We start from the raw sequence: 24,911 nt of genomic DNA, 5'->3' as shown, positions 1-24,911 counted from the left end.
TTTATGCTTTGGTATAGCTAAGGTTTAACCGGGGTAAGCGTTATGACGAGTAAAATAATAAATAAACAACCAACAACAGTTGCTGCCGTCAACAGTAAAGTTAAGTCTGCAGAACAAGCCGATAATACGCATAGCGAAACCACGGTAGCCTTTGCCAGTGAAGGTTATCTGTATTTTACTGAGCGCGATTTAAATCGCATTCTGGCTAATCTTGATGCACTACGCACTAGCGTGTTTCCGCAGATGCAAACAGACAACGAGCTGGAAAACCGGAAACAGCAACATTTTCCATCAGTATGCCTGATTGGTCTGGGCCGTTGTGGTTCAAATATAGCACTGGACGTTGCCTCACTTGTATACAGTGCCCGTAATTTCTATTTAAATGAATTTAATAATGAAGAAAAACAAAGCCGTGAACAAGAATACCGGCCAATGCGCTGGATTAAACGCAGTTTACATTTGTCACAAAACAATAGTCTGAAACCGGTTTTTTTAATAGAACCGTTAGTAATGCTGGGCGATCTGGACAAAGATATTGAAGGCCGGATCCGTTTTTCACATAAAGGTGAGAAAAGCGGTTTTTTGCATGACTATACCAAAATGAAAATAATGGATTTATCTGAAGTCCATGCCGGAGGCGCCGGTAACGCCCCGATTCTTGGTCAGTACTTAGCCAAGATAATTTTAAATAAAGATACTCAGCGCTTTTCAAATGCCGAGTGGAAGTTTATTCATTCTTACCTAATTGACTCCTGCGGTATCAAGGCCAACCAGTCACGCTTATATTTTTACATCTTCAGTGCCGGCGGCGGTACCGGTTCAGGTATGGCTTCTGAGTTTGGTCTGGCCCAGCAATATGCTTACATGAGCAAAACCTTTGACACCCGACCGGTCAATGAAAGCGAAGAAAACCGTGGCCATTCTTTTGTATTTGAGCCGATATTTACCAGCGGTATTTGTATTTTGCCAAACATTTCAGACCATGGTGTCGAAATGTCTGAAGCCCTGCATATTAACGCCGGCCGTTTGTTGTGCAAATATCTGGCGGAAGAATGGGACTTTTCTTACAACTTTGATAACGAAAACAGCAGTGAGTCCAGTGTCATGCATCGCATCCGGCCATGGAACGCTATGATGTTGATTTCAAATGACATTATGCGTTACGCGGAAGAAACTGACGACGGTGATATACAGCACATCGACGTCAATGCCATGGAGAAATATGCAAACCAGTATATATCACAACAAATTTTCAATATTCTGACGGCTCAGGCTGTGACCACAGACTATGACGAAAACTATTTCAGGCGGGCGGGGATTGATATTGGAGAAACCATCCGGCTTGATGCCAACGACTTATTTATGAGCCTGGCTGGCCCGGTTGCTGTGGCGTACGCCGAATCTGTAATTCCAGCTAATCAACGGGATAGCACTGAGAGGAGTAAGGCATCTGATAAAAATGGTTTAAATATTGATGATCTGTTTTTCCGGTCAATTGATCTGCCCCACTTTAATAAAGTGACTCAGGCAATTGAAGGAATAAGCTTACTGCCAATTGAGTCTGGTCGTTACCGCCAGACACTGGCAAGTTACGTAAAGAATGGCTACAACGCGGCTGAATTAAACAATCTGCACTTTTTCAAAAATTGTTCGTCTGTCGTATCAATAGTATCGTTGCCCAAAGACTATAAACTGTCTTACATGGATTTAAACCGGCTGAAATCGCATTTAAATAACTTATTTCCCAATACTACATTAAAGCGCTACGCATTAGTGATTGGCGCTTCAGCCAATATTTCTCTTACCACGCTAATCGTTAAAAGCCCTTGTTTAAGCGACGACTTTTTAACCCTGATCGTTGCTTTTATTAAGCGTTGTTTTGCTAAGGACAGTTACCGTTTTGATGAAAAACTCGATCAGGCTATGCTGGATTTTATCCGCATTGATGAGTTTGATGAGCAGAGAGTCGACGCCATGCTGAATGAATTTGAAAATCCGGCAAAAATTCTTGATACCAACTGGTATGCGATAAAGCCGATGTATGAGAAAAAATACCGTGAGCTTATTCATAACAAAGATAAATTTATTTCAATCAATGATATCCGGCTCAGTCGTGAAAGTGTTAAAAAAGCCATTAAGTATCTGCGGGAAATTTACCGGCATAAAATAAGCAAAACCAAGGTTATTTCACTTAACAGCCCAACGGCAAAAAAATCTACGGCGACAGACTAAGCCAAATGCTTGCTGCGCGAGCTGTCAGCCCCTAAACTAGGGGCTGTTTTTATTGAATCAAGAAGCCAATGACAGAACCTACCCTTTATCGTTTAAATAAATTTATCAGTGACACCGGCTTTTGCTCCCGCCGTCAGGCCGACAAATATATAGAACAAGGTTTAGTGACAGTAAATGGCCAGCCTGCCCCGGTAGGATTAAAAGTGTCTGCCAGTGATGAAGTGCGGGTAGAAGGTAAGCCCCTGAAAGAAAAACCAGCAAGGATATATCTGGCATACCATAAACCTGTTGGCATAACCTGTACCACTGAGCGGCATGTTAAAGGGAATATTATCGACGCAATCGGTTATCCCGAGCGGATATTTCCGATAGGAAGGTTAGACAAACCCTCTGAGGGGTTGATATTTCTAACCAATGACGGTGATATCGTCAACAAAGTATTACGTGCGGGTAATGCCCATGAAAAAGAGTATACCGTTACAGTAAACAAGCCTGTAACGGCGAACTTTATTACTAAAATGGCCAGTGGTGTGCCAATTCTTGATACGGTTACCCTGCCCTGTACCGTTACCCAGATATCCAAAAACACCTTTAAAATAATTCTAACCCAAGGTCTTAACAGGCAAATTCGCCGGATGACCGAATACCTTGGTTATGACGTGGTAAAACTTAAACGTACCCGGATTATGCATGTACGACTGGCCGAATTGCGTGCAGGACAATGGCGGTTGCTTGACGAGTTTGAACTAAGCCAAATGGAGCAGTTATTGCAACATTCCAGCAAAACGGCAACCGACGCCAGCCAGAATCAGCAGGATGACGAGGAGTAACCACACCGATGAACCGGCTACATTCAGGCTATCTGCCATCGCTTCTGGCTGGTCCGGCAGTATTTCTGCTGGTTTTACTGAATGAGCCGCTGTTTGCCGGCATGTCACAAAGCGCCTGGTGGCTCAGTGGCCTGACCGCCTGGATGGCGATTTGGTGGATAACCGAAAGTGTGCCAATACCTGCTACATCACTTTTACCGATTGTGGTGGTGCCGTTGCTTAACCTAGACTCCGTCGCCAATGTTACTGCGCCTTATGCTGATCCGCTTATTTTCCTGTTCCTCGGCGGTTTTATCCTCTCCATTGCCATGGAGCGCTGGAACCTGCATAAAAGAATTGCCTTGTTAACCATGTTGGCGGTCGGCACGAAGCCCAGCCAGCAAATTGGCGGCATGATGCTGGTTACGGCATTTTTATCTATGTGGATGTCTAACACTGCGACCGCAGTTATGATGCTACCTATTGCTTTGTCTATTATCGGCATGCAAGACAATATCAGCGAAAAATTTGCTAAAGCCATGCTGTTAGCCATCGCCTATGCAGCCAGTATTGGCGGTATTGCCACCATTATCGGCACCCCACCCAACGCTTTGCTTGCTGGTTATTTACGTAATCAATATCAACTGGAGGTGGGTTTTGCCCAATGGATGTTACTGGGTGTACCGGTGGCAGTTGTTATGCTGCTGGGGGCCTGGTATTGGCTTAGCCAATGCCATTTCCGCTTTGGCGACAATGAAATACAGGTTAGCCGTCAGCTGTATCTTGATAAGCTGAAGGCGCTTGGGCCGATGCAACGGGCAGAAAAAATAGTGTTGGCGGTATTTTTACTGGCGGCTTGTTTATGGGTATTTAAAACCTGGCTGGTCAGCCTTACAGGCTTGCCATTAAATGACACCTTAACCGCCGTTTTCTGTGCCAGCCTGCTGTTTATTATTCCTGTGAACTTTGCCAGCGGCCAACGGGTACTAACCTGGGAAGATTGTGCCAGCTTACCCTGGGGCATTTTAATCTTATTCGGTGGCGGTTTAACGCTTGCTGCTCAAATCCAGCAATCCGGTCTTGCTGATTTTATCGCCAGCCAGGTTAGTGCCCTGGGTACTATAAACTTATTGCTGCTGATAGCGTTGGTTACCACTATTATTATCTTTTTAACCGAGGTTACCAGCAACACCGCCACCGCCGCGGCGTTTTTGCCACTGCTAGGCCCTGTTGCGGTATCGCTTGATACCAACGCATCTATGCTGGTGATCCCCGCTGCAATAGCAGCCAGTTGCGCATTTATGATGCCAGTGGCTACCCCCCCTAACGCCATTGTTTTCGGCTCGGGAAAACTCAAAATTGCAGATATGGTAAAAGCAGGTTTAGTACTCAATATACTGGCAATTTTCATTATTACCGCTGCTGTATGGTTTATCAGTCCTTGGCTATTTAACTTTTGATCAGGCCAACGCCAACATTGCGTTAGGTAAAGCAGACAAAATAAAAAAAGCAGCTTTAAGGCTGCTTTTTTTATTTAAATTTGGAGCGAGTAACGAGGTTCGAACTCGTGACCTCGACCTTGGCAAGGTCGCGCTCTACCAGCTGAGCTATACTCGCGAAATATCTGGTGTTGTAACTACTTATAATAAGCAGTAAATGGTGCCCGGGGCCGGACTTGAACCGGCACGGGGTTTCCCCCGAGGGATTTTAAATCCCTTGTGTCTACCGATTTCACCACCCGGGCAGACAACTTTTTCAACCTAAACGTGTTATGGAGGCGGGTCCCGGAGTCGAACCGAGATAGACGGATTTGCAATCCGCTGCATGGCCATTCTGCCAACCCGCCAATAATCAAAACGCCACTCTCAGTCTGATTTAAACTAATCGTCAGATCAAAATTAAGAGTTGGAGCGAGTAACGAGGTTCGAACTCGTGACCTCGACCTTGGCAAGGTCGCGCTCTACCAGCTGAGCTATACTCGCAATGCGTATGGCCATTGCCTTAACACGTGACGCATTCTACTGTTTTAATTAGGGCAGTCAATAACAAATTAGTAGTTTTACATCTGACTGCTTAATTTTTAACTGACTTGTACTAAATATCTGCAACCAGGCTACTGCTGTGATAAATCGTGCCAGGCAGCAGTAAGATACTGATACATTGACCATAGCGTTAACACCGTTGCGAGATATAACATGGCGTACCCCACTGGCGTAAACCAGGCCAGTAACGCAAACTGCGGCTGCCAAATCAGGCCAATTAATGCCAGCATCTGGGCAATGGTCTTATACTTCCCCAGACTTGAAACGGCTACATTAGCTCGTTTACCAATTTCTGCCATCCATTCGCGCAATGCCGAAATGGCAATTTCCCTGCTGATGATAATGATGGCCGGAATACTAAACCATAACGATTGCTCATGGATTGCCAGCACTACCAGGGCAACAGCAACCATTACTTTATCAGCCACCGGATCTAAAAACGCACCAAATGGCGTTGACTGTTCTAGTTTTCGGGCCAGGTATCCGTCAAGCGCATCGGTGATTGCCGCTAAACAAAAAACTAATGCGGCCCAAAACCGATAGTACTCCCAGCCGGAATAGAAACAAAAAATAAACACAGGGATCAGCAGTAGCCTGAACATTGTCAAAAGGTTGGGAATATTCCACATATAACGGTTCTCACAAAATCAATCTTGCTATGCTACTTGTTATGACAGGCCTGGTAAATCTTTTCTGCTTGCTGACGGGAAATTCCCGGCACTGAACTCAATTCAGTTATTGATGCTTTCATCACCCCTTGCAAGCCCCCCAGATATTGCAACAACGCCTGCCGTCGCTTCTCTCCAACGCCGGCAATATCTTCCAGTGGGCTTCTGGTCATACTTTTGCCCCGCTTGCTGCGATGGCCGGTAATGGCAAACCGGTGAGCCTCATCGCGAATTTGCTGAATTAAATGTAAAGCCGGACTGTCTGGGGATAAATGTAACTGCCGGCCACTGTCTCCCAGAATTAACGTTTCAAGGCCAGGTTTACGACTGACACCTTTGGCAATGCCAATAAGCAATGGCATTTTTTGATGCGGCCAGCCTGAAAACTGTGTCAGCGCGATATTTAACTGACCCTGGCCACCATCGATAAAAATAATGTCAGGGATTTTTGATTCATCAGTTAACTTACTGTAACGCTTATCCAGGGCAAATTGCATGGCAGCATAGTCATCGCCCCCGGTAATGCCGGTAACATTGTAACGCCGATACTCCTGCTTATAAGGGCCATCGCCATCGAACACCACGCATGAGGCAATGGTCGCCTGGCCCATAGTATGGCTGATATCAAAGCATTCCATTCGTTGAATATTATGCTCAAAGCCAAGCAACAACTTTAATGCAGCGTAACGCAATTGCATTTTCTGACCAGCAGATTGTCTGCTATCACATGCCAGGCGGGCATTTTTTTGTGCCAGGCTTAGATATTGTGACTTTTCGCCGCGTTTAGCTGCAATTATGCGAACTTTACGCCCTGCTGCTTCGCTGACGGCCTCAGCTAAGGAAGCGGCATCGTCAAGTTCCAGCGGCACTACAATCTCAGGTGGGATTTGCTGACCACCACCGCCACTGAGATAAAACTGCAGTAAAAAAGCAGTCAGTACTTCATCTGTTTCAGTGTTAGCGGGAACTTTAGGATAGTAAGACTTTGAACCAAGGATTTTCTGCTGACGCACAAACAGCACATGTACCACCGCCACCTGGCCTGCCATGGCAAAGCCAATAATGTCCAATTCAGCGTGGTCACCACTGACGTACTGTTGCTCCTGAACTTTACGCAATGCCGTTATCTGATCGCGAATACTGGCTGCTTCTTCAAAAGCCAGTTGCTCACTGGCACTGTTCATTTTCTGCACCAGTTGCTCAACCACCTGCTGGTTTTTGCCAGTTAAAAATAAACTGGCCAGCTGTACCTGCTCAGCATATTCCTCATCTGAAATTTTGCCTACACAGGGCGCCGAGCAAAGCTTTAACTGGTATTGCAAACAAGGTCGGGTGCGGGCCCGGTAAAAACCGTCCTCACACTGACGAATAGGAAAAATCTTCTGCAGGGTTTTCAGGCTTTGCCAGACTGCACCGGCATTAGGGTAAGGGCCAAAATACTGACCGGCTTGTTTGCGCGGGCCCCGGTGTGAACTGATGCGTGGATGTTTGTGCCCGGAAATAAATATATAGGGATAAGATTTATCATCCCTGAGCAGCACGTTGTATTTGGGCATGAATTGCTTGATCAGGTTATTTTCCAGGATCAGCGCTTCGGTTTCACTGTGGGTTGCAGTAATTTCTATACTGGCTATCTGGCTGACGAGGGCCCGGGTTTTAACGCTGTCTAGCTGCTGCCGGAAGTAGCTGCTTAAGCGCTTTTTTAAGTTTTTCGCCTTACCGACATAAATGACCTGCTCTGCCTGGTTAAACATCCGATAGACACCGGGTTGAGCAGGTACTGTCGTTAAAAACGTTTTAGGGTCAAACATCAAATCAGGAAGATACCTTGGCAATGTCGATCATGCCATGACGCAACGCCAGATGCGTCAGCTCAACGTCACCACTTATTGCCAGCTTCTCAAACATCCGGTACCGGTAGGAGTTTACTGTCTTGGCACTCACGTTTAACTGTTCAGCAATATCGTTGACCTTCTGCCCCCGGGTAATCATCAGCATAATTTGCAGCTCGCGGTCAGACAAACCCTCAAACGGATTCTCACTATGGTTGTTTACCTTAGAAAGGGCCATTTTCTGAGCAACTTCATCAGAGATATGCCGCGCACCGCTATAGACTTTACGAATAGCGGAAACCATTTCCTTAGGAGCTGAGTTTTTAGAAATAAAACCAGCAGCCCCTAATTGCATCACCTTTGTGGGCACAGGTTCTTCACAAGAAACCGACAACGCCAACACTTTAATATCAGGACAAAAGTGTAAAATTCGCTTGGTGGCAGTCATACCGCCCATACCAGGCATATTCATATCCATCAGCACCACATCAGGTTCATGCTGACGACAAAATTGCAGAGCTTCTTCACCGGATCCTGCTTCGCCTATCACCTTGATACCGCGCTCGTCCATTAGTATGCGACTGATCCCAGTTCGTACAAGCTCATGATCATCAACTAACAGCACGTTAATCAACTTGGCTTCTCCGTCTCACTGGTTATTAGAATTTTTATGCAGCTAGCATAGTCGAGCCTGAGCCTTTCTGCTAACTGGTTCGACACCAATACTATTGATTTTGGCTTTTCGGTAGCTAGTGTGCCAGAAAGGTAAATAATAGGAAACATTATTCCATATCTATTTAACCAAAACACAAAATATTTAATAGAAGAATAGAAAGAAAATTGAAGATAGGTGCAATTTAGAAAAGTGGCGGAGGGAGAGAGATTCGAACTCTCGGTGGGCTATTAACCCACGCCGGTTTTCAAGACCGGTGCATTAAACCGCTCTGCCATCCCTCCGCGCTATGGGCCGAATATTAAGAACTCCCCATTACTTTGTAAAGCAGTTTTTAGTGACTTTTGCCTGTTTGGCTATTAATCCGCCAACAACAGGGCATTTTTCAATATTATTGCCATTCGCGGTAACATAGGTGATTAAAACGCAAAAACCACCTTGCGGTGGTTTGCGTATAATCTCAACTAAGCGTTGAGTGGCGGAGGGAGAGAGATTCGAACTCTCGGTGGGCTATTAACCCACGCCGGTTTTCAAGACCGGTGCATTAAACCGCTCTGCCATCCCTCCAGCGCTGCGTATACTAATCAGTTTGGCAGAGAAAAGAAAGCCAAAAGTTAAAAAAATTCATCAGATGCAGTTTTTTATCTGATAACTACTGGAGATACGGGAACTTAGTCAGTATGATAACTGCCAAACAGACATAATATTCAGCTAACAGGAGACTGCGTATGTCGTACAGAGAAACCAGTACTATCAACACCGTCAGCAGCGGTATTGAAATAAATAAAGTACTTCGTAATACCTATTTTTTACTTGGTCTGACCCTGGCGTTCAGTGCACTTACTGCAGTGATTGCCATGGCAATGAACCTGTCACCAATGGCGTCAATTGTCTGCTTTGTAGCAGGCTTTATTATGCTGTTTGTGGTAAACAAGAAAGCTGACTCTGCCAGCGGTATCTTTTGGGTGTTTGGTTTTGCCGGCGCCATGGGGGCATCGTTAGGGCCACTACTTAATGCTTATGCTGGGTTGGCAAATGGCCCAAGCCTGATTATGCAGGCGCTGGGTGGTACAGCTGTTATCTTCTTTTCGCTGTCAGCCTACGTGTTAACCACCCGCAAAGACTTCTCCTTTATGGGTGGTTTCCTGATGGTGGGCATGATAGTGGCGCTGGTTGCGGTTATCGCTAATATCTTCCTGGATATCCCGGCACTTAGCCTGGCAATCAGTGCAGCTATCATTTTAATCATGTCTGGTTTTATACTGTTCGATACCAGCCGGATTATCCACGGTGGTGAAACTAATTATATCCGGGCAACAGTGGGATTATACCTGAACATATTCAACATTTTTGTTCACCTGCTAAGCTTGCTGGGTATTATGGGTGACGAGTAACCCTTTGCCCCATTGTTAAGTTCCGTTAGAATACCCCGTCCTGTACGGGGTATTTTTTTATGAGGCAAATTTGACCACCTTCAGCCTGTTATTGACAACCAGCCCACTGGCCAGCCAGGATTTTGCCAGTGCCCTGCAATTTGCCGGCGCTGCGCTGACGGCAGGCTATCAGGTTGATCAGTTTTTTTTGTATCAGGACGCGGTATTGGCAGCTGCGGCTGATATCGATTTACCCGCTGACGAGCCCAATCTGAGCCAGCGGTTGGCCGATTTTTGCCGGCAACATCAAATCCCTTTACTATACTGCGTTACGGCCGCTGAAAAACGCGGCATCGTTACTGTTAACACAGGTTTTATCGCTGCCGGGCTGGCAGAGTTTGCCATGCGCCTAACCGATAGCAAGCTGGTGCAATTCTGATGCAACATATCACCATTATTCAACGGCAAAGTCCGTTTAACCACAGTAGTGGACGGGAGGCACTCGACCTGGCACTGGCGCTGGCAGCCGTTGAGCACCAGTTAACTATTATTTTCACCGGTGATGCAGTATATCAGCTGCTTGACTATAACCCAGCCACTGAGTTCGCCCTGAAACGATATCAGCAAAGCTTTAAACTGTTCGGCTTGTACGATATTGAACATCTTTATGTTTGTCAGGCATCACTGCAGCAGCGTCAGCTTGATAGTAATCAACTATCCCTTGCTGCTAAGCCGGTTGACGCTTTGCAAATTCAGCAATTGCTGGCCAGCCAGCACCAGGTAGTGTGTATTTAAATGAAACTGATTAACCTGACCAGCCCAGCGGTAAACGTTGCCGAATTAGCCCTGTTATGCCAGGCCACTGATACCCTATTGTTAAGACAGGATGCAGTGTATCTGGCCCGGCGCAGTGATATTGCATGGCCATGCGATACTATCCTCGCCCTTGCTAGTGATCTCGAGGTACGCCAGATAATACCGGTTACGGCCATCGGCGCCATTAGCGCCGCTCAATGGGTAGAATTAACGGCTTCTGCTAAACAGGTTATCTTATGGCGTTAAGCTCTATTTGCATTGCGGGTAAACAGCTGGAACTGGATAAACATGGTTATCTGGCCGATATCAATCAGTGGCAACCAGCTGTGGCTGAACACTTTGCGCAGCTGGAGCAATTAACCTTAACGGCCGCTCATTGGGAAGTAATTCAGTTTGTCAGAGATTTTTACCAGGAATTTGGTACGTCACCAGCCATCCGGGTACTGGTGAAAGCCATGGCTCAGCAGCTTGGCCCCGATAAAGGCAACAGTAAGTATTTGTTTATGTTGTTTCCGCAAGGCCCCGCCAAGCAGGCAACCCGCCTGGCTGGCCTGCCTAAACCCGCCCGCTGCCTGTAACAGCAACGGGTCGAGAAGTAACGAGGCTATTTGAGGTGCGTTTGGCCAGCCATATAAGGTTGTAGCACCTCGGGGATCAATACCGTTCCGTCTGCTTGCTGATAATTCTCAAGGATAGCCACTAAGGTTCTGCCTACAGCGAGACCCGAGCCATTTAAACTATGCATCAATTCAGGCTTTTTCATATCAGGGTTACGATAGCGTGCCTGCATCCGACGGGTTTGAAAATCGCCCATATTACTGCACGACGAAATTTCCCGGTAGGTATTCTGGGCTGGTAACCACACTTCCAGATCGTAGGTTTTACAGGCACCAAAGCCCATATCTCCTGTGCATAACAACATTACCCGGTACGGTAAGCCCAGTAACTGTAATACTTTTTCGGCATGGCCGGTCAGTTGCTCCAGTGCCTGCATTGATTGCTCGGGTTGAACCAGCTGTACCAGTTCAACTTTATCAAACTGATGTTGACGGATCAGGCCCCGGGTATCCCGGCCATAGGAGCCGGCCTCGCTGCGAAAGCATGGCGTATGGGCGGTAAACTTTAACGGCAAATCAGCCGCATCAATAATGCTGTCGCGAACCAGATTCGTGACCGGCACTTCTGCAGTAGGGATTAACGCCAGACCCTGTCCTTCTTCAGTGGCAGGCTGAGTGTGAAATAAATCTGCACCAAATTTGGGCAACTGGCCAGTACCATACAAGCTGGTGTGATTTACCAGATAAGGCACATACAGTTCGGTATAACCATGCTCAGTGCTGTGTAAATCCAGCATAAACTGAGTCAGAGCGCGGTGTAGCCTCGCCATCTGACCTTTCATTACAATAAAGCGGGTTCCGGATAATTTGACACCGGCGGCGAAATCAAGCCCCTCGGCATAGGCTTCACCCAGCTCAACATGATCTTTGACCGCAAAATCAAACTGACGCGGCTCACCAACCTGGCGTACCAGCTGATTCTCAGTTTCATCTTTACCTACCGGCACGGTTTCATCCGGTAAATTGGGGATAGTTAAGGCCAGCTGCTCAACCTCAGCTAACACAGCCTCTAATTTTGCTTTCGCCGCATCAAGCTCAGCACCTAAGCCGTCTACTTCTTTTAGCAAAGGCGTAATATCTTCACCACGGGCTTTCGCCTGACCAATACCTTTCGACTTGCTGTTACGTTGATTCTGCAATTCCTGGGTTTGTACCTGCAATACCCTGCGCTGCTCTTCCAGTTCAGTGAATTTATCAACGTCAAGTGTAAAGCCCCGGCTGGCTAAATGCGCTGCGGTTGCCGCTAATTCAGTACGTAAAAATTTTGGATCTAGCATAATAATGAGTTCTTCTGTCGGCTGAAGCCAAAACTGGCAGACAAGGTTGAAATTTCAGCCCCGAATATTAACCAGCTCGGACTGAAATTGAAATGCTTTGCTTAAATAAAGCTTACTCTTTATAGCGTTGTTGCAAGCTTTGTGTATCGAGCTCACGTAAATAACGTAGCTTTTCGGCTAGCTGTTTTTCCATACCCCGCTCCGAAGGCTGATACCATTGTTTATCTGCAAGCTCTGGCGGCAGATAACGCTCACCTGCAGCATAACCACCGGGTTCATTATGAGCATAACGGTACCCTTCGCCATGGCCGAGTTGCTTTTGCAATGAACTGGGGGCATTACGCAAATGCAGCGGTACAGGATAATCAGGTAACTCTTCAGCAAGCTGACGCATCTGATTAAAGGCGCTGTATACTGCATTACTTTTCGGAGCCAGCGCCAGATACACTGCCGCCTGAGCAATGGCCCGCTCGCCCTCTGCCGGCCCTACGCGGCTAAAGGTATCCCAGGCATTCAGCGCCAGCGTTAATGCTCTGGGATCGGCATTGCCAATATCTTCACTGGCTATTGCCAGCAGCCTTCTGGCCACATATAGAGGATCACCACCACCGGCCAGAATTCGACAAAACCAGTACAACGCGGCATCAGGATCTGAGCCCCGCACGGATTTATGAAAAGCCGATATCAGGTCGTAAAACATATCGCCTTGATTATCGAATCCGGGCAGTTGTCTGGGGACTATCTGCTTTATAATTGTTTTTGTGATCTGACGGCTACTGTCTGCCGCAACCAGGCATAACTCAGCAGCCTGCTCAATAATATTCAGTAATTTGCGGGCATCCCCGTTTGCCAGTTGCAATAATACCTGTTCTGCTGCCGGCTCTACTGTCAGCTGCAAGTCACCAAGCCCAAGCTCAGTGTCGGTTAACGCTCGCTGTATTACCTGACGTAAATCGTCATCTGTCAGACTTTTCAGCACGCAAACCCTGGCTCGGGACAATATCGCATTGTTCAGGGCAAATGCCGGGTTTTCAGTAGTCGCACCGATAAAAATAATGGTGCCATCTTCAATGTATGGTAAAAAAGCATCCTGCTGTGCTTTGTTAAAACGATGCACTTCATCAACAAACAACAAGGTGCGTTGCTGATACTGCTGCTGGCGTTGCTGAGCAGCACTGATCGCCTCGCGAATATCTTTAACACCACTGGTTATTGCAGATAACTTCTGCAGAACTGCTTTTGCGTGACTTGCTATCAGCTCAGCCAGGGTGGTTTTGCCAGTCCCAGGCGGGCCCCATAAAATAAGCGAAAATACTTTGCCAGCCAGTATTGCCTGATGAAGCGGCGTACCAGGACTAATCAGGTGTTGCTGACCAACATAGTCATTCAGGCTAAGTGGCCGCAGCCTGGCTGCCAACGGCCTGATATCATCACTGAAGTCTAGCGGGAGATTAGCCACGGTTTTTATTGTTGACGCTGATCATCAATATCAACACCTGCAGGAACAGTGAACTGAAATTGTTTATCATCAATTTCCGGATTCAAGCGGGCATCTGAAAACCGAAAAACACTCTGCTGCTGATTGATGTCAATAACAGTCATTTCACTGATACCATTTTCATTAAATGCCAGCATTAATTGCTGAACCGGGTTATTGGTATCCAGCGGATGAATAATAAATACTTCTTGCTGGGCGATCACCTGGTACTGCTGCCACAATTCAGGATCCGTTGTGGTTAGCAGGGCGAAAGCGGTTTGACCAACCTGAGCCTGTGCATTGTAAACACTTACCTGTTCCAGCAGCTCATTATAAAACCACAGATTTGTCCCGTCGCTTACCAGCAATACCGGTTCGGGCTCCTCACCTTCAAACCTGAATTGCGCTACTTTTTTAAGCAGCAACTTGCCCTGACCCTGTTGCAGCAACTGCTGTTGCTGGTCAAAAACCTGCTGCTGGTATCGTGCAGAAAAGCTGTCTATTCTGGCCAGTTCAGCTAATAACTCAGCACTGCCATCAGGTGCACTTAGCCGTTGTTGCTGCGCCTGCTTTAAATGCGGTGCAAAATCGGCCGGGGGGGCTTGCTGCGCAAGCGCAAAATGACTGAACAACAATGCAATTAACGCCAGTTTTTTCATTTAATACCCTTTAGGTTGTGCCGGAACCATGACCTCACGGTTACCATTATGGCCAGGACCACTGACCACACCACTCATTTCCATTTGCTCTACCAGCCTTGCTGCCCGGTTATAACCTATCCGGAATTTACGCTGGACCCCAGACACCGATGCCCTGCGACTTTCAATAACGTGGGCCACAGCCTGATCATATAACGGATCAGCTTCGCCATCGTCACCTTCCAGCGTTTCCCCGGGCAACAGGCTTTCTTCGCTGGTTTCTCCACTTAATATTTCTGAAATATAATTCGGTTTACCGCGTTTTTTCCAGTCAGCCACTACCGCATGCACTTCGTGATCATCGACAAAAGCACCATGCACCCGGTTTGGCACCCCCGAGCCTGGTGGCAGGTATAACATATCGCCCTGCCCCAGCAGGCTCTCCGCCCCTTGTTGATCAAGAATGGTTCTGGAATCAATTTTTGATGACACCTGAAACGCAATCCGGGTTGGAATATTGGCCTTAATTAAGCCGGTAATCACATCTACTGAAGGCCGCTGCGTGGCAAGTATCAGGTGAATACCTGCAGCCCTGGCCTTCTGGGCAATCCGGGCAATCAGCTCTTCTACCTTCTTACCAACGATCATCATCATGTCGGCAAATTCGTCAATTACCACCACAATAGCCGGTAATTTTTCCAGCAACGGTATTTCAGTGCGCATATCGTCCGACGGTTTCCAAAGTGGGTCTTTTAAAGGCTCACCCGCCGCTATTGCCTCTTTAACTTTGGCATTATAGCCTTTTAGATTCCGCACACCCAACGCAGACATCAATTTATAACGGCGCTCCATCTCACCAACACACCAGCGCAAGCCATTAGCCGCATCTTTCATGTCGGTGACCACTTCAGTCAACAGATGCGGTATCCCTTCATAAATAGATAACTCAAGCATTTTCGGGTCAATCATTAAAAACCGCACATCATCCGGCGTCGATTTATACAGCAGACTACAGATCATGACATTAACGCCAACTGACTTGCCTGAACCGGTAGTACCGGCTACCAGTAAATGCGGCATTTTTGCTAAGTCGGCGACCACAGATTTACCGGCAATGTCCTTACCAAGTACCATGGTTAATGCAGATTTCGACTCGGTAAATACTTCATCGCCTATCACTTCAGATAACCGGACAATTTCCCGGTGTTGATTCGGCAGCTCCAGGCCGATGTATGATTTACCCGGGATCACCTCTACAACCCGAACACTGATTGCCGATAATGAACGTGCTAAATCTTTTGCCAGACCGGTAATTTTACTCACTTTTACGCCTGGCGCTAAATCCAGCTCGAAGCGGGTAACAACGGGCCCCGGATGTACACCTACTACCCGGGCTTCAACGTTAAAATCAAGTAATTTGGCTTCAACCAGTCGGGATACCCGTTCTAAATCTGCCGGGTCAATCGGGTTCTGGGCTTTATCTGGTCTATCAAGTAGTGCCAGCGACGGCAGCTCTTCCAGCGTATGCTGCACTTCTTCACTGTCATCAGGATCTTCTTCGTCTTCAGGAAACTGCATCAGCGGGTCCAGCTGCTCGTGCGGCTCAAGCTGAGCGAGCGTTTTTGAGACATGCTCCCGATTTAATGGCTCATCAACGGCGCTGAAAGACAACTGCTCATCTGCCAGTTGATCCATGCTGTAATAGGATTTTGCTTCTGTTTTTGGATTTAATGGTTTTATCGGCAGTGGCTCAGTTATTTTGGGTTCTGAGAATAATGCTGGCTCTGACCGCGGTTTAGTCAGCTGTTGTTGTGGCTGATTCAATGCCAATGTGGCCGGCTCATCCCGGTTGTCATCATCTTCTGGTGGGGCGCTGCCAAAGCGCTCACCCAGCCAGCCGGGCAAAGCTGCCAGACCTTGTCCGGCCTTAAAACAGGCAATGCCCAGATAGTCAGCTACTGTTAACCAGGAAATACCGGTCATCAGGGTAAGCCCGGTCGCAAAACCTGCCAGCAACAGTAAACTGGTACCAATAAAATTAAAATAAGGTAACAGCACGCTGATGGTGACGTCCCCAACTGCTCCACCCGATGAGAAATAATAAATATCATTAAAGTTCATACTGCTGATAGCAGTTGCACTTACCAGGGTTAGCAACAGTCCAATCAGACGCAGGCCCAGTATAAGATAATCCAGGGCAAAAACGTCGTGATAACGCTTAAACAGTAAGTAGCCAAATACTGCGATCAGAAACGGTACAAGGTAAGACACCCAGCCAAAACTAAATAGCAACATATCCGCTATCCGGGCGCCAATGGGGCCGGCATAATTATTTACACTGGTTTGATAGCCGGTTTGAGACCAGCTTGGGTCGGCAGGGTCAAACGAAAATAATGCCAGCAGTAAAAACAGCGCTAGTGCCCAGAACAGGATTAATCCCACTTCGAGCAAGCGTTGTACGCCATTTAACGGAAATAATTGTTTGCTTTGCAAATGAAGGGCCTCATTATTTTATACTGTCTGCGCAGACCTTAATACCATACCAGAGCCAGCAAAAAAGTGCATCTGCGCCATAACCTGGCAAGGGGTTTATTTCGATGCTGTTGCCAGCTGTCGGATGACAAATTTAAAGCTAGCTTAGTTAAAATTAACGTCCGCTGTATCCTTTTTATCCCGGAATAACCAGAATTACGCGCCTGGTCAGAATGCTATGATGTCATTGCCACAAAACTACTTTGCTTTACTTCTTCCATCACTACGTAAGTCCTGCTTTCCCTTACACTGGGTAACCTGAGTAAAGTTTCTCCTAAAAGTTCACGATAAGCAGCCATATTAGCCACCCGGGTTTTTAGCAAAAAATCAAAACTACCTGAAACCAGATGGCATTCCTGAATTTCAGCCAGCTTCTGTACGGCCTTACTGAACTCGTCAAAATCCTCAGGCGACGTTTTACTTAAAGTTATTTCAACAAAAACTAATAACGCGGCCCCAACCTTATGGGGGTCAACCAGAGCGGTATAGCCTATAATATAACCTTCGGCTTCAAGCTTACGAACCCGCTCAAGACAAGGAGTCGGACTTAACCCTACCCGCCTTGCTAATTCAACGTTGGCAAGACGGCCATCGTGTTGCAGTTCGGTCAGTATTTTACGATCAATCCGGTCTAACTTCTTGATACTTTTACTTAAAGAGTACATAGCAGTGAAAACCACCTATTTTAATATTTAAACAGGATTTTGCACTAACTCAACGCCTTAAAACAAGCATTAATTCTGCATTTTACTCTGTATACTGCGCACAAATTTTACCTCATACCTACAAGGCGAAATATTATGATAATCGGTATCCCAAAAGAGATTAAAAACCATGAGTACCGTGTCGGCATGACACCGGCCAGCGTGCGCGAACTAATCGGCCATGGTCACAATGTCTATGTTGAGCACAATGCCGGCATCGGCATTGGTTTTACTGATGAAGATTACACAGAAACGGGCGCTGTTGTATTAGCCAGCGCTGCTGAAGTATTTGCTAAAGCAGAAATGATCGTAAAAGTAAAAGAGCCCCAGGCTGTTGAGCGGGCTATGCTGCGTGAAGGTCAAATCCTGTTTACTTATCTGCACCTGGCTCCAGACTTAGCGCAAACAGAAGACTTAATTAAATCAAAAGCGGTATGTATCGCTTATGAAACGGTAACCGACAGCAAAGGTGGCTTACCCCTGCTGGCGCCAATGTCTGAAGTTGCTGGCCGGATGTCAATTCAGGCTGGTGCGCGGGCACTGGAAAAGTCCTGTGGCGGCCGTGGTGTATTGTTAGGCGGCGTGCCTGGTGTCGCACCGGCAAAAGTTGTGGTTATCGGCGGCGGTATGGTTGGTACTAACGCAGCGCAAATGGCAGTTGGCATGGGTGCAGATGTCTCTGTATTAGATCGCAATGTTGATGTACTACGTCGTATTAACGCTCAGTTTAACGGCGCTGTAAAAGCAATTTATTCAACCGCAGCAGCATTAGAGCAGGAAGTACTGGCAGCTGATTTAGTCATCGGCGGTGTGTTGGTGCCAGGTGCTGCGGCACCAAAATTAATTACGGCCGAACACATTAAACGAATGAAACCTGGCTCAGCCATCGTTGACGTTGCGATCGACCAGGGCGGCTGTGTTGAAACGTCTCGTGCAACTACCCATGCCGACCCAACATATATTGTGGATGATGTTGTTCACTATTGTGTGGCAAACATGCCGGGCGCTGTGCCGCGTACCTCTACCTTTGCCCTGAACAATGCTACCCTGCCATTTATCATCCGTCTGGCAAACAAAGGTTACAAACAGGCCTTGACCGAAGATAAGCACTTGCTGGCTGGTTTGAATGTTTATCATGGCAAGGTAACCAACCAGAGTGTTGCCGAAGCGTTAGGCTTTGACTACGTTGCACCAGAGCAGGCTATCGGCAGCAACAAATAGGCGGCTAGTCTTAAAAAACCAGATAAAAACCGGCTTCAAGCCGGTTTTTTGTTGTTTTTTTCAAATAATTTCAATAAATCAATAATAAAGCTATACATTCGGCTCAGACCTGTTAAAGTGACAGCCGGCCTGTAAAGCAGACCTATGTAACAACATGTTTTTGAAAACTTCGCTACACAGCTTCATAGTAAGTCATGTCCCTGAAGATTCACGCACGTTTGCCCGCATAAGTAAATTTAACAGTCAGGCTAACAGCGCATTAAGCGTAATTTAGTTTTATCAAAATTTTTAGGAGTCATTCATGGCTAAAGTAACTGGTGTAGTAAAGTGGTTCAACGCAGATAAAGGTTTCGGTTTCATTACTCAGGATAACGGCGGCGCTGACGCGTTCGTTCACTTCCGTGCAATCCAGACTGAAGGTTACAAAACCTTAGACGAAGGTCAGCGCGTATCGTTCGAAATCGAACAAGGCCAGAAAGGCCCTCAGGCTGCTAACGTAACTGTGCTTTAATAGCTAAGTTCGTTCAGCAAAAAAACCGGCTTTAAGCCGGTTTTTTTTTATTTGTATTGGATTATTAATAACACTATACAATTTAACCAGAGCTGATATTATTAGCGCCGGCCTGTAAAGCAGACCTATGTAACAACATGTTTTTGAACACTTCGCTACACAGCTTCATAGTAAGTCATGTCCCTGAAGATTCACGCACGTTTGGCCGCATAAGTAACAGTCAGGCTTACAACGCATTAAGCGTAATTAATATTTTAAATTTTTTAGGAGTCAGTCATGGCTAAAGTAACTGGTGTAGTAAAGTGGTTCAACGCAGATAAAGGTTTCGGTTTCATCACCCAGGATAACGGCGGCGCTGACGCGTTCGTTCACTTCCGTGCAATTCAGACTGAAGGTTACAAAACCTTAAACGAAGGCCAGCGCGTTGCTTTCGAAATCGAACAAGGCCAGAAAGGCCCGCAAGCTGCTAACGTAACCTTGCTGTAATAGCAAAACACGTCTTACGCCCATTAAAAAAGCCGCTTACAGCGGCTTTTTGCTAAACCCTCATATGGCTATGGTTTGGCAACCGGCAAGGTTGGGTATTTAATGCCTGCCATATCATTCATCACCCGGATAACCTGAGTGCTGTAACCAAACTCGTTATCGTACCAGACATACAAGACGCAACGGTCACCATCAACAATGGTAGCTTGCGAATCTACTACGCCGGCATAACGTGAACCCACTAAATCAGATGAAACAATCTCAGTTGAGCTGGTGTAATCAATTTGATCCTGTAGCTCAGAGAACAAAGAGGTATGCTGTAAAAACGCATTTAACTCATCCCGGCTGGTTTCTTTATTCAGATTTAACGACAAAATGGCCATTGAAACATTTGGTGTCGGTACCCGGATAGCATTACCGGTAAGTTTACCTTTTAGCTCTGGCAATGCTTTGGCGACTGCACTGGCCGCACCGGTAGAGGTAATAACCATATTAAGTGGTGCTGCCCTGCCCCGGCGTTCTGCTTTATGGAAGTTGTCAATAAGGTTTTGATCGTTGGTGTAAGAGTGCACGGTTTCAACATGACCATTACGAATACCAAATTCATCATTCAGCGCTTTTAGTACCGGCGTTATGGCATTTGTGGTACAGCTTGCCGCAGAAACAAACTTATGTTCTGGTAATATCATTTCCTGGTTTACACCATAAACAATATTAGGCACTTCGCCTTTTGCCGGTGCCGTTAGCAATACCCGGGCTGTCCCCTTACTCTGGAAATGGATGGCTAGTTCTTTGTCATCTTTCCAAATCCCGGTGTTATCGACCACCAGCGCATTATTTATACCATATGCTGTATAATCAACCTGCTCGGGTGAGCTGGCATAAATAACTTTAATGAAAGTACCGTTGGCTTTAATGCCCTGGTTTTCTTCATCAACTGTAATGCTGCCGTTAAAAGGGCCGTGTATAGAGTCACGCCGCAATAAACTGGCGCGCTTTTCCAAATCACCTTTTTTGCCGCCGCGAACCACTATTGCTTTTAGTCGTAATTTGCTGCTAGGACCAGAGCGTTCAAGCATTAGCCTGGCCAGTAAACGGCCGATACGGCCAAAGCCATACAGGACAACATCTGTTGCCTGTACTTTATCTTCCCGGTCCAGAATATCGCTCAATTCACGGGCTAAATATTGCTCCAGATTTAAGCCTGCGCCTGAATTCTTAAATAAAAAGCCATATGCCAGTTTACCGATATCGACCCGTCCAGGTGCCAGATTCATTTTGCTAATGGCTTCCAATACCGGGAAGCTTTCGCGCAGCCGCAGCTTTTCGCCTTCAAAGCGTTCTACAGTTTTATGCGCTTTAATGATATCGATTGTCGTAGCGTTTACCAGCGGGCGGCCATAAACCACCACTTCAATTCCTTTATTACGGTATAAGCGGCCAATAATAGGCTGCATATTCTCGGCATATTCCTGGCGTTCCTGCCAGCTTTTCTGGTATTGCTCTGCGTGTGATAGGGTCATGTGTCGGCCTTTTACTTCAAGAAGATGAATTAATCGGAGCCTTACGCTGTTTTGTAGGGTACAGCTTATTTATTAAAGGCGGCACATTGTAATAGATATTGAAACCTTACCACAACCACAACAGGTTAATTTCAGGTTTTCGTTGCGTGTTGAAACCTTAAACTTACCGAGTTTACACAATATCGTTGCCCGGTCGGTGCCGGGCCGTCTTCAAACACGTGGCCGAGGTGGGCATCACAGTTGCTGCAGACAATCTCGGTACGCTGCATACCATGGCTGGTGTCAGTGTGATATTTTACTCTGCCTTCCAGCGCCTGATAAAAACTGGGCCAGCCACAACCCGCATCAAATTTAGTATCGGAGGAAAACAACACGGCACCACAGCAAATGCAGTGATAGGTACCATCTGCTGTATGATGAAGTAACTGGCCGGTAAAAGGGTATTCAGTACCTTTTAGCCGGGTTACCCGGTATTGCTCTTCGGTTAAACGTTGTTGCCATTGCTGCTCAGTTAACTTCATAATACCTTCCTGCTGACCACGACATAGTTGCAATAATGCAACTATTGATTACTAATAGCTTAGCGTTATTTTGCAAGGTTACCTTTAATATATAAAAAATGCCGTTAGACATAAAAAGCGCCACTTACTTTTTTCAGTGATTACACTTACCTGACAGTAACAACACCAACACCGCAAAGGAGATTATTATGCAAAAGTTACTAGTATGGTTCAGTGCTTTACTAATAATAGTAGTGTCGTTTCCGGGAGCTGCAGAAAAGCTTACCGGGAAGTGGCGCGGAAAAATGCAGATGGCGCCGCAGGCAGCATTGACGTTAGGTATTAATATCAACAATACACCTGAAGGATACTCGCTAACGATAGACAGCCCGAACCAGGGAATGTTTGATTATCAACCAAGCCAGTTCAGCATCGACAGTAATAGTGTGCAATTCCAGGACGATAAACTGAATGCCAGTTTTAGTGGTAGTCTGGTACAAGGTCAGCTGCAGGGCACCTTTGTCCAGGGTAAAGCCCGCGAGCTGAACTTAACTAAGCTTGACGAGCAGCAGCTTAAATTGCTGGAAAATGAGGGCAGCTGGTATGGTGATCTTATTATCAACAACAGTGCCCGCCTGCCGCTGGTACTTAATATAGCGGTAGCAGGTCAGGATTATCATGTCACGCTTGACAGCCCTAAACAGCAAAGCTTTGGAATTCCGGTTGATAAATTCAGTATCAGCTCAGACAAGCTGGAATTCAGCTCTGCCATTATAAATGCCAGCTATAGCGCAACCTTGCAGGATGGCAACTGGCAAGGCACCTTTGTGCAGGGTGCGGCTATGCCGTTGGTTCTAAAAAAAAAGCCAGATTGAGTAAACCATTGCAGCCGACCTTAGCTGATATAGATCAATGGTTAGATGCAGAATTCGCTGATGCTGGTGTTGCCATTGCCATCATCAGCGAAGGTCAAACCCGGTTTTATCTGCATGGCCTGGCCAATAATCAGCAGAACCAGGCTGTCAGCAATAAAACGTTATTTGAAATAGGCTCAGTCACTAAACCTTTAGTTGGTTTGCTGACTGCGCTGGCTGTCAACAACCAACAACTATCAGTAAACAGTACTATCGCCTCGCTGTTAAAAGACCCTGTATATCAGCATCATCAGTACAGCATTGCCAACTTACTGAGCCATACCAGCGGATTGCCGCGTTTACCAGCTAACCTGCCACTCTCTGACTTAACCGATCCTTATGCAAATTATACCCATGCAGATTTAATGCAAGCCTTGCAACAGGTGAAAACCGGTGAACAGCAGTTTGAATACTCGAACTTTGGCTTTGGTTTGCTGGCAGAGATAGTTAGCCAGCAGCAGAACAGCAGCTTTGCGGCACTGCTTCAACAACAAGTATTTCAACCCCTGGGTATGGCCGACAGTGCCGTTGCCATAACAAACGGCCGTTATCCAAAGCGGGCAAAAGGCTACCATATTGACGGCAGCACGGCTGCAAACTGGCATTTTCAGGCGCTGGCGGGTGCGGGCGCTGTGTTATCAACCATTGACGACATGGCGTTACTGGTTCAGCATTATCTGCAAGCTACCGCGATCTCAGCGTCTGAACCCGTTTCTTCGCCGGCACTGGCAGATGCTATGCGTTTATCGGTAACATCTTTGCTTTCAGACCCGGCTGTAGGCTATGGCTGGATGCTGCACCCCCGGGGGTTGGTCTGGCACAATGGTCAGACTGCCGGCTTCAACGCTTTTGTCGGTTTTGCTCCTGCCGAACAGGTAGGGATTGTGATCCTGAGTAACTCATCTATTCCGGTAACACCTGGCGGTATGGCACTTTTGCAGCAATTACAGCAGCCGCAGCAATTACCCCAACATGCCGGGGTAACAGACAATGAGTTATCATCCAAATGAATTACCCTACCCTGGCTTTTGTGCAACGACATCTTTACCTGATATGCCAGCTTACTGGCTGGCTTTTACTTTTAAGCGTGATCTGTATCGTGGCATGGATGAGGGTAATCTTTACGCCGGTTGAATGGCTATACGCTGCGGTGCTGGTTGGCAGCACTGCTATTGGCTCGCATTTTATCCGCAACGGATATAAAGCATATCTGCGGGGCAAAAATATCTGGCAGCAAGTGTGTTATCTGACCGCTGGCAGCATACTGGTTGCCGCTACAGCAACATTGTTGCTAATTATAACGGTACTGGTCCTTGCCCACTTTGGCGTAACCAATCCGATACCGGCAGCACAGCGTTGGTTTGTGATCAGAGTCGTGTTTTCCGGTAATTTTTTCAATATGCTACTGGCATTACTATTCTGGTCTGCTCTGTACTTCAGCATTAGTAAGGTCAGACAACTGCATCAGACCAGCGAATTGCTGAAATCCAGTAAGCTTGATGCATTAATACATCAGCTTAATCCACATTTCTTGTTCAATGCTATCAATAATATCAGGGCATTAATTCTGGAAGACCCAGCCCGGGCCAGAGATATGCTGGCAAGGCTGGCTGACATGCTGCGGTACAGCCTGAGTAAGGACGACAACCCGAAAGTTACGTTGGATGCTGAGCTTGCCATCGTTAATGAATATGTTGCGCTATGTTCAATTCAGTTTGAAGACCGATTGCGTTTCGTGATTAATACTGAACTGACATGCCGGCAAGCACTGGTGCCCAAATTATTGCTGCAGCTTTGTGTTGAAAATGCCATTAAGCATGGGATCAGTACTGAAATTGATGGCGGCAGTATTGATGTAACAGTGCATTGCAACGATAGTATGCTGGACATTGTTATCAGTAATGATGGCAATCTTCAGCAACCAGAAAACTATCGGGGCCTGGGCTTACAGAACATCCGGCAACGGCTGCGACTGCTGTACCCTGACTGCAAACAAACCGGTTTAACACTGCAAAGTGAGCATAATAAAGTCAAAACGCACATTCGAATACCACTGGAGTATTAGC

General features: G+C 46.6%; 24 protein-coding genes and 6 tRNA genes. 14 read left to right on the top strand and 16 right to left on the bottom strand.

The window, feature by feature from the left end; genetic code table 11:
* The first annotated feature begins 42 nt into the window (after positions 1–42).
* From KQY15_RS11845 to KQY15_RS11835, 3 genes are all read left to right on the top strand, one after another.
* A complete protein-coding gene (locus KQY15_RS11845; RefSeq protein ID WP_217669406.1) occupies positions 43–2,232 on the top strand; it encodes a hypothetical protein in 2,190 nt (729 codons plus the stop codon).
* A gap of 68 nt (positions 2,233–2,300) precedes the next feature.
* Positions 2,301–3,062 carry a 23S rRNA pseudouridine(2604) synthase RluF gene (rluF, locus tag KQY15_RS11840; RefSeq protein ID WP_217669405.1) on the top strand — a complete coding sequence of 254 codons (762 nt, stop codon included), beginning with the start codon at positions 2,301–2,303 and terminating at the stop codon, positions 3,060–3,062.
* 8 nt (positions 3,063–3,070) lie between these two features.
* Complete coding sequence (locus KQY15_RS11835; RefSeq protein ID WP_217669404.1) at positions 3,071–4,501, top strand: SLC13 family permease; 1,431 nt, start codon at positions 3,071–3,073, stop codon at positions 4,499–4,501.
* Positions 4,502–4,582: 81 nt separating this feature from the next.
* Here the strand turns inward: KQY15_RS11835 and KQY15_RS11830 are convergent.
* From KQY15_RS11830 to KQY15_RS11790, 9 genes are all read right to left on the bottom strand, one after another.
* Positions 4,583–4,658: transfer RNA gene (locus KQY15_RS11830), tRNA-Gly, on the bottom strand.
* Positions 4,659–4,698: 40 nt separating this feature from the next.
* Positions 4,699–4,785 (bottom strand) — tRNA-Leu (locus tag KQY15_RS11825).
* 28 nt (positions 4,786–4,813) lie between these two features.
* Positions 4,814–4,887 (bottom strand) — tRNA-Cys (locus KQY15_RS11820).
* Between the two features lie 60 nt (positions 4,888–4,947).
* Positions 4,948–5,023, bottom strand: a tRNA-Gly gene (locus tag KQY15_RS11815).
* A 131-nt stretch (positions 5,024–5,154) separates the two neighbouring features.
* Positions 5,155–5,712 (bottom strand): CDP-diacylglycerol--glycerol-3-phosphate 3-phosphatidyltransferase, encoded by a 558-nt coding sequence (gene pgsA / locus KQY15_RS11810; protein WP_217669403.1) that lies wholly within the window; start codon positions 5,710–5,712, stop codon positions 5,155–5,157.
* A gap of 32 nt (positions 5,713–5,744) precedes the next feature.
* Positions 5,745–7,562 (bottom strand): excinuclease ABC subunit UvrC, encoded by a 1,818-nt coding sequence (gene uvrC / locus KQY15_RS11805; RefSeq protein ID WP_217669402.1) that lies wholly within the window; start codon positions 7,560–7,562, stop codon positions 5,745–5,747.
* A 4-nt stretch (positions 7,563–7,566) separates the two neighbouring features.
* Positions 7,567–8,208 (bottom strand): UvrY/SirA/GacA family response regulator transcription factor, encoded by a 642-nt coding sequence (uvrY, locus tag KQY15_RS11800; RefSeq protein ID WP_443627114.1) that lies wholly within the window; start codon positions 8,206–8,208, stop codon positions 7,567–7,569.
* Between the two features lie 241 nt (positions 8,209–8,449).
* A tRNA-Ser gene (locus KQY15_RS11795) sits at positions 8,450–8,540 on the bottom strand.
* A 192-nt stretch (positions 8,541–8,732) separates the two neighbouring features.
* A tRNA-Ser gene (locus tag KQY15_RS11790) sits at positions 8,733–8,823 on the bottom strand.
* A 161-nt stretch (positions 8,824–8,984) separates the two neighbouring features.
* Between KQY15_RS11790 and KQY15_RS11785 the strand changes: the two genes are divergently transcribed.
* From KQY15_RS11785 to KQY15_RS11765, 5 genes are all read left to right on the top strand, one after another.
* Positions 8,985–9,650, top strand: a complete 666-nt coding sequence (locus tag KQY15_RS11785; RefSeq protein ID WP_217669400.1) for a Bax inhibitor-1/YccA family protein — start codon at positions 8,985–8,987, stop codon at positions 9,648–9,650.
* 70 nt (positions 9,651–9,720) lie between these two features.
* The gene (locus tag KQY15_RS11780; protein WP_217669399.1) at positions 9,721–10,068 is read left to right on the top strand and encodes a DsrE/DsrF/TusD sulfur relay family protein; all 348 of its coding nucleotides are present in this window, start codon (positions 9,721–9,723) and stop codon (positions 10,066–10,068) included.
* Positions 10,068–10,424 carry a sulfurtransferase complex subunit TusC gene (gene tusC, locus KQY15_RS11775; RefSeq protein ID WP_217669398.1) on the top strand — a complete coding sequence of 119 codons (357 nt, stop codon included), beginning with the start codon at positions 10,068–10,070 and terminating at the stop codon, positions 10,422–10,424. Before KQY15_RS11780 ends, tusC begins: the two co-directional genes overlap by 1 nt.
* Positions 10,425–10,691, top strand: coding sequence for a DsrH/TusB family sulfur metabolism protein (locus KQY15_RS11770; protein WP_217669397.1), 267 nt, complete (start codon positions 10,425–10,427; stop codon positions 10,689–10,691).
* The gene (locus tag KQY15_RS11765; protein ID WP_217669396.1) at positions 10,682–11,023 is read left to right on the top strand and encodes a TusE/DsrC/DsvC family sulfur relay protein; all 342 of its coding nucleotides are present in this window, start codon (positions 10,682–10,684) and stop codon (positions 11,021–11,023) included. Before KQY15_RS11770 ends, KQY15_RS11765 begins: the two co-directional genes overlap by 10 nt.
* Before the next feature lie 26 nt (positions 11,024–11,049).
* Here KQY15_RS11765 and serS read toward each other — a convergent pair whose 3' ends face one another.
* The 5 genes from serS to lrp form a co-directional block, all read right to left on the bottom strand.
* Positions 11,050–12,339, bottom strand: coding sequence for a serine--tRNA ligase (serS, locus tag KQY15_RS11760; protein ID WP_217669395.1), 1,290 nt, complete (start codon positions 12,337–12,339; stop codon positions 11,050–11,052).
* A 112-nt stretch (positions 12,340–12,451) separates the two neighbouring features.
* The gene (locus KQY15_RS11755) at positions 12,452–13,798 is read right to left on the bottom strand and encodes a replication-associated recombination protein A (RefSeq protein ID WP_217669394.1); all 1,347 of its coding nucleotides are present in this window, start codon (positions 13,796–13,798) and stop codon (positions 12,452–12,454) included.
* A gap of 5 nt (positions 13,799–13,803) precedes the next feature.
* A complete protein-coding gene (lolA, locus tag KQY15_RS11750) occupies positions 13,804–14,475 on the bottom strand; it encodes an outer membrane lipoprotein periplasmic chaperone LolA (RefSeq protein WP_217669393.1) in 672 nt (223 codons plus the stop codon).
* Positions 14,476–16,947: a DNA translocase FtsK gene (locus tag KQY15_RS11745; protein WP_217669392.1), complete on the bottom strand. Its 2,472-nt coding sequence runs from the start codon at positions 16,945–16,947 to the stop codon at positions 14,476–14,478.
* 215 nt (positions 16,948–17,162) lie between these two features.
* Positions 17,163–17,651 carry a leucine-responsive transcriptional regulator Lrp gene (lrp, locus tag KQY15_RS11740; RefSeq protein WP_217669391.1) on the bottom strand — a complete coding sequence of 163 codons (489 nt, stop codon included), beginning with the start codon at positions 17,649–17,651 and terminating at the stop codon, positions 17,163–17,165.
* A gap of 135 nt (positions 17,652–17,786) precedes the next feature.
* Here lrp and ald point away from each other — a divergent pair, with 135 nt between their 5' ends.
* The 3 genes from ald (at position 17,787) to cspE (KQY15_RS11725) (ending at position 19,908) form a co-directional block, all read left to right on the top strand.
* The gene (gene ald / locus KQY15_RS11735; protein ID WP_217669390.1) at positions 17,787–18,911 is read left to right on the top strand and encodes an alanine dehydrogenase; all 1,125 of its coding nucleotides are present in this window, start codon (positions 17,787–17,789) and stop codon (positions 18,909–18,911) included.
* Positions 18,912–19,212: 301 nt separating this feature from the next.
* Complete coding sequence (gene cspE, locus KQY15_RS11730; protein WP_217669389.1) at positions 19,213–19,422, top strand: transcription antiterminator/RNA stability regulator CspE; 210 nt, start codon at positions 19,213–19,215, stop codon at positions 19,420–19,422.
* Positions 19,423–19,698: 276 nt separating this feature from the next.
* The gene (gene cspE / locus KQY15_RS11725; RefSeq protein WP_213994945.1) at positions 19,699–19,908 is read left to right on the top strand and encodes a transcription antiterminator/RNA stability regulator CspE; all 210 of its coding nucleotides are present in this window, start codon (positions 19,699–19,701) and stop codon (positions 19,906–19,908) included.
* 68 nt (positions 19,909–19,976) lie between these two features.
* Here the strand turns inward: cspE (KQY15_RS11725) and KQY15_RS11720 are convergent, their stop codons facing one another.
* Both KQY15_RS11720 and msrB read right to left on the bottom strand, forming a co-directional pair.
* Entirely contained in the window at positions 19,977–21,431 is a 1,455-nt protein-coding gene (locus KQY15_RS11720; RefSeq protein WP_217669388.1) for a glyceraldehyde-3-phosphate dehydrogenase, read from the bottom strand.
* A 131-nt stretch (positions 21,432–21,562) separates the two neighbouring features.
* A complete protein-coding gene (gene msrB, locus KQY15_RS11715) occupies positions 21,563–21,952 on the bottom strand; it encodes a peptide-methionine (R)-S-oxide reductase MsrB (protein ID WP_217669387.1) in 390 nt (129 codons plus the stop codon).
* A 188-nt stretch (positions 21,953–22,140) separates the two neighbouring features.
* Between msrB and KQY15_RS11710 the strand changes: the two genes are divergently transcribed.
* Genes KQY15_RS11710 through KQY15_RS11700 form a run of 3 tightly spaced genes read left to right on the top strand, consistent with a single transcriptional unit; the run spans position 22,141 to position 24,910 of the window.
* On the top strand, positions 22,141–22,806 hold the full coding sequence (locus tag KQY15_RS11710) for a hypothetical protein (protein WP_217669386.1): 666 nt from the start codon (positions 22,141–22,143) through the stop codon (positions 22,804–22,806).
* Positions 22,803–23,855: a serine hydrolase domain-containing protein gene (locus KQY15_RS11705; protein WP_217669385.1), complete on the top strand. Its 1,053-nt coding sequence runs from the start codon at positions 22,803–22,805 to the stop codon at positions 23,853–23,855. The genes KQY15_RS11710 and KQY15_RS11705 overlap by 4 nt, the downstream gene beginning before the upstream one ends.
* Positions 23,852–24,910: a sensor histidine kinase gene (locus KQY15_RS11700; RefSeq protein WP_217669384.1), complete on the top strand. Its 1,059-nt coding sequence runs from the start codon at positions 23,852–23,854 to the stop codon at positions 24,908–24,910. Before KQY15_RS11705 ends, KQY15_RS11700 begins: the two co-directional genes overlap by 4 nt.
* The last annotated feature ends 1 nt before the right edge of the window (position 24,911 follow it).

The organism is Arsukibacterium indicum (assembly GCF_019100565.1).
Lineage (GTDB): Bacteria > Pseudomonadota > Gammaproteobacteria > Enterobacterales > Alteromonadaceae > Alishewanella > Alishewanella indicum.
This window is presented reverse-complemented; position numbering and strand designations above follow the sequence as displayed.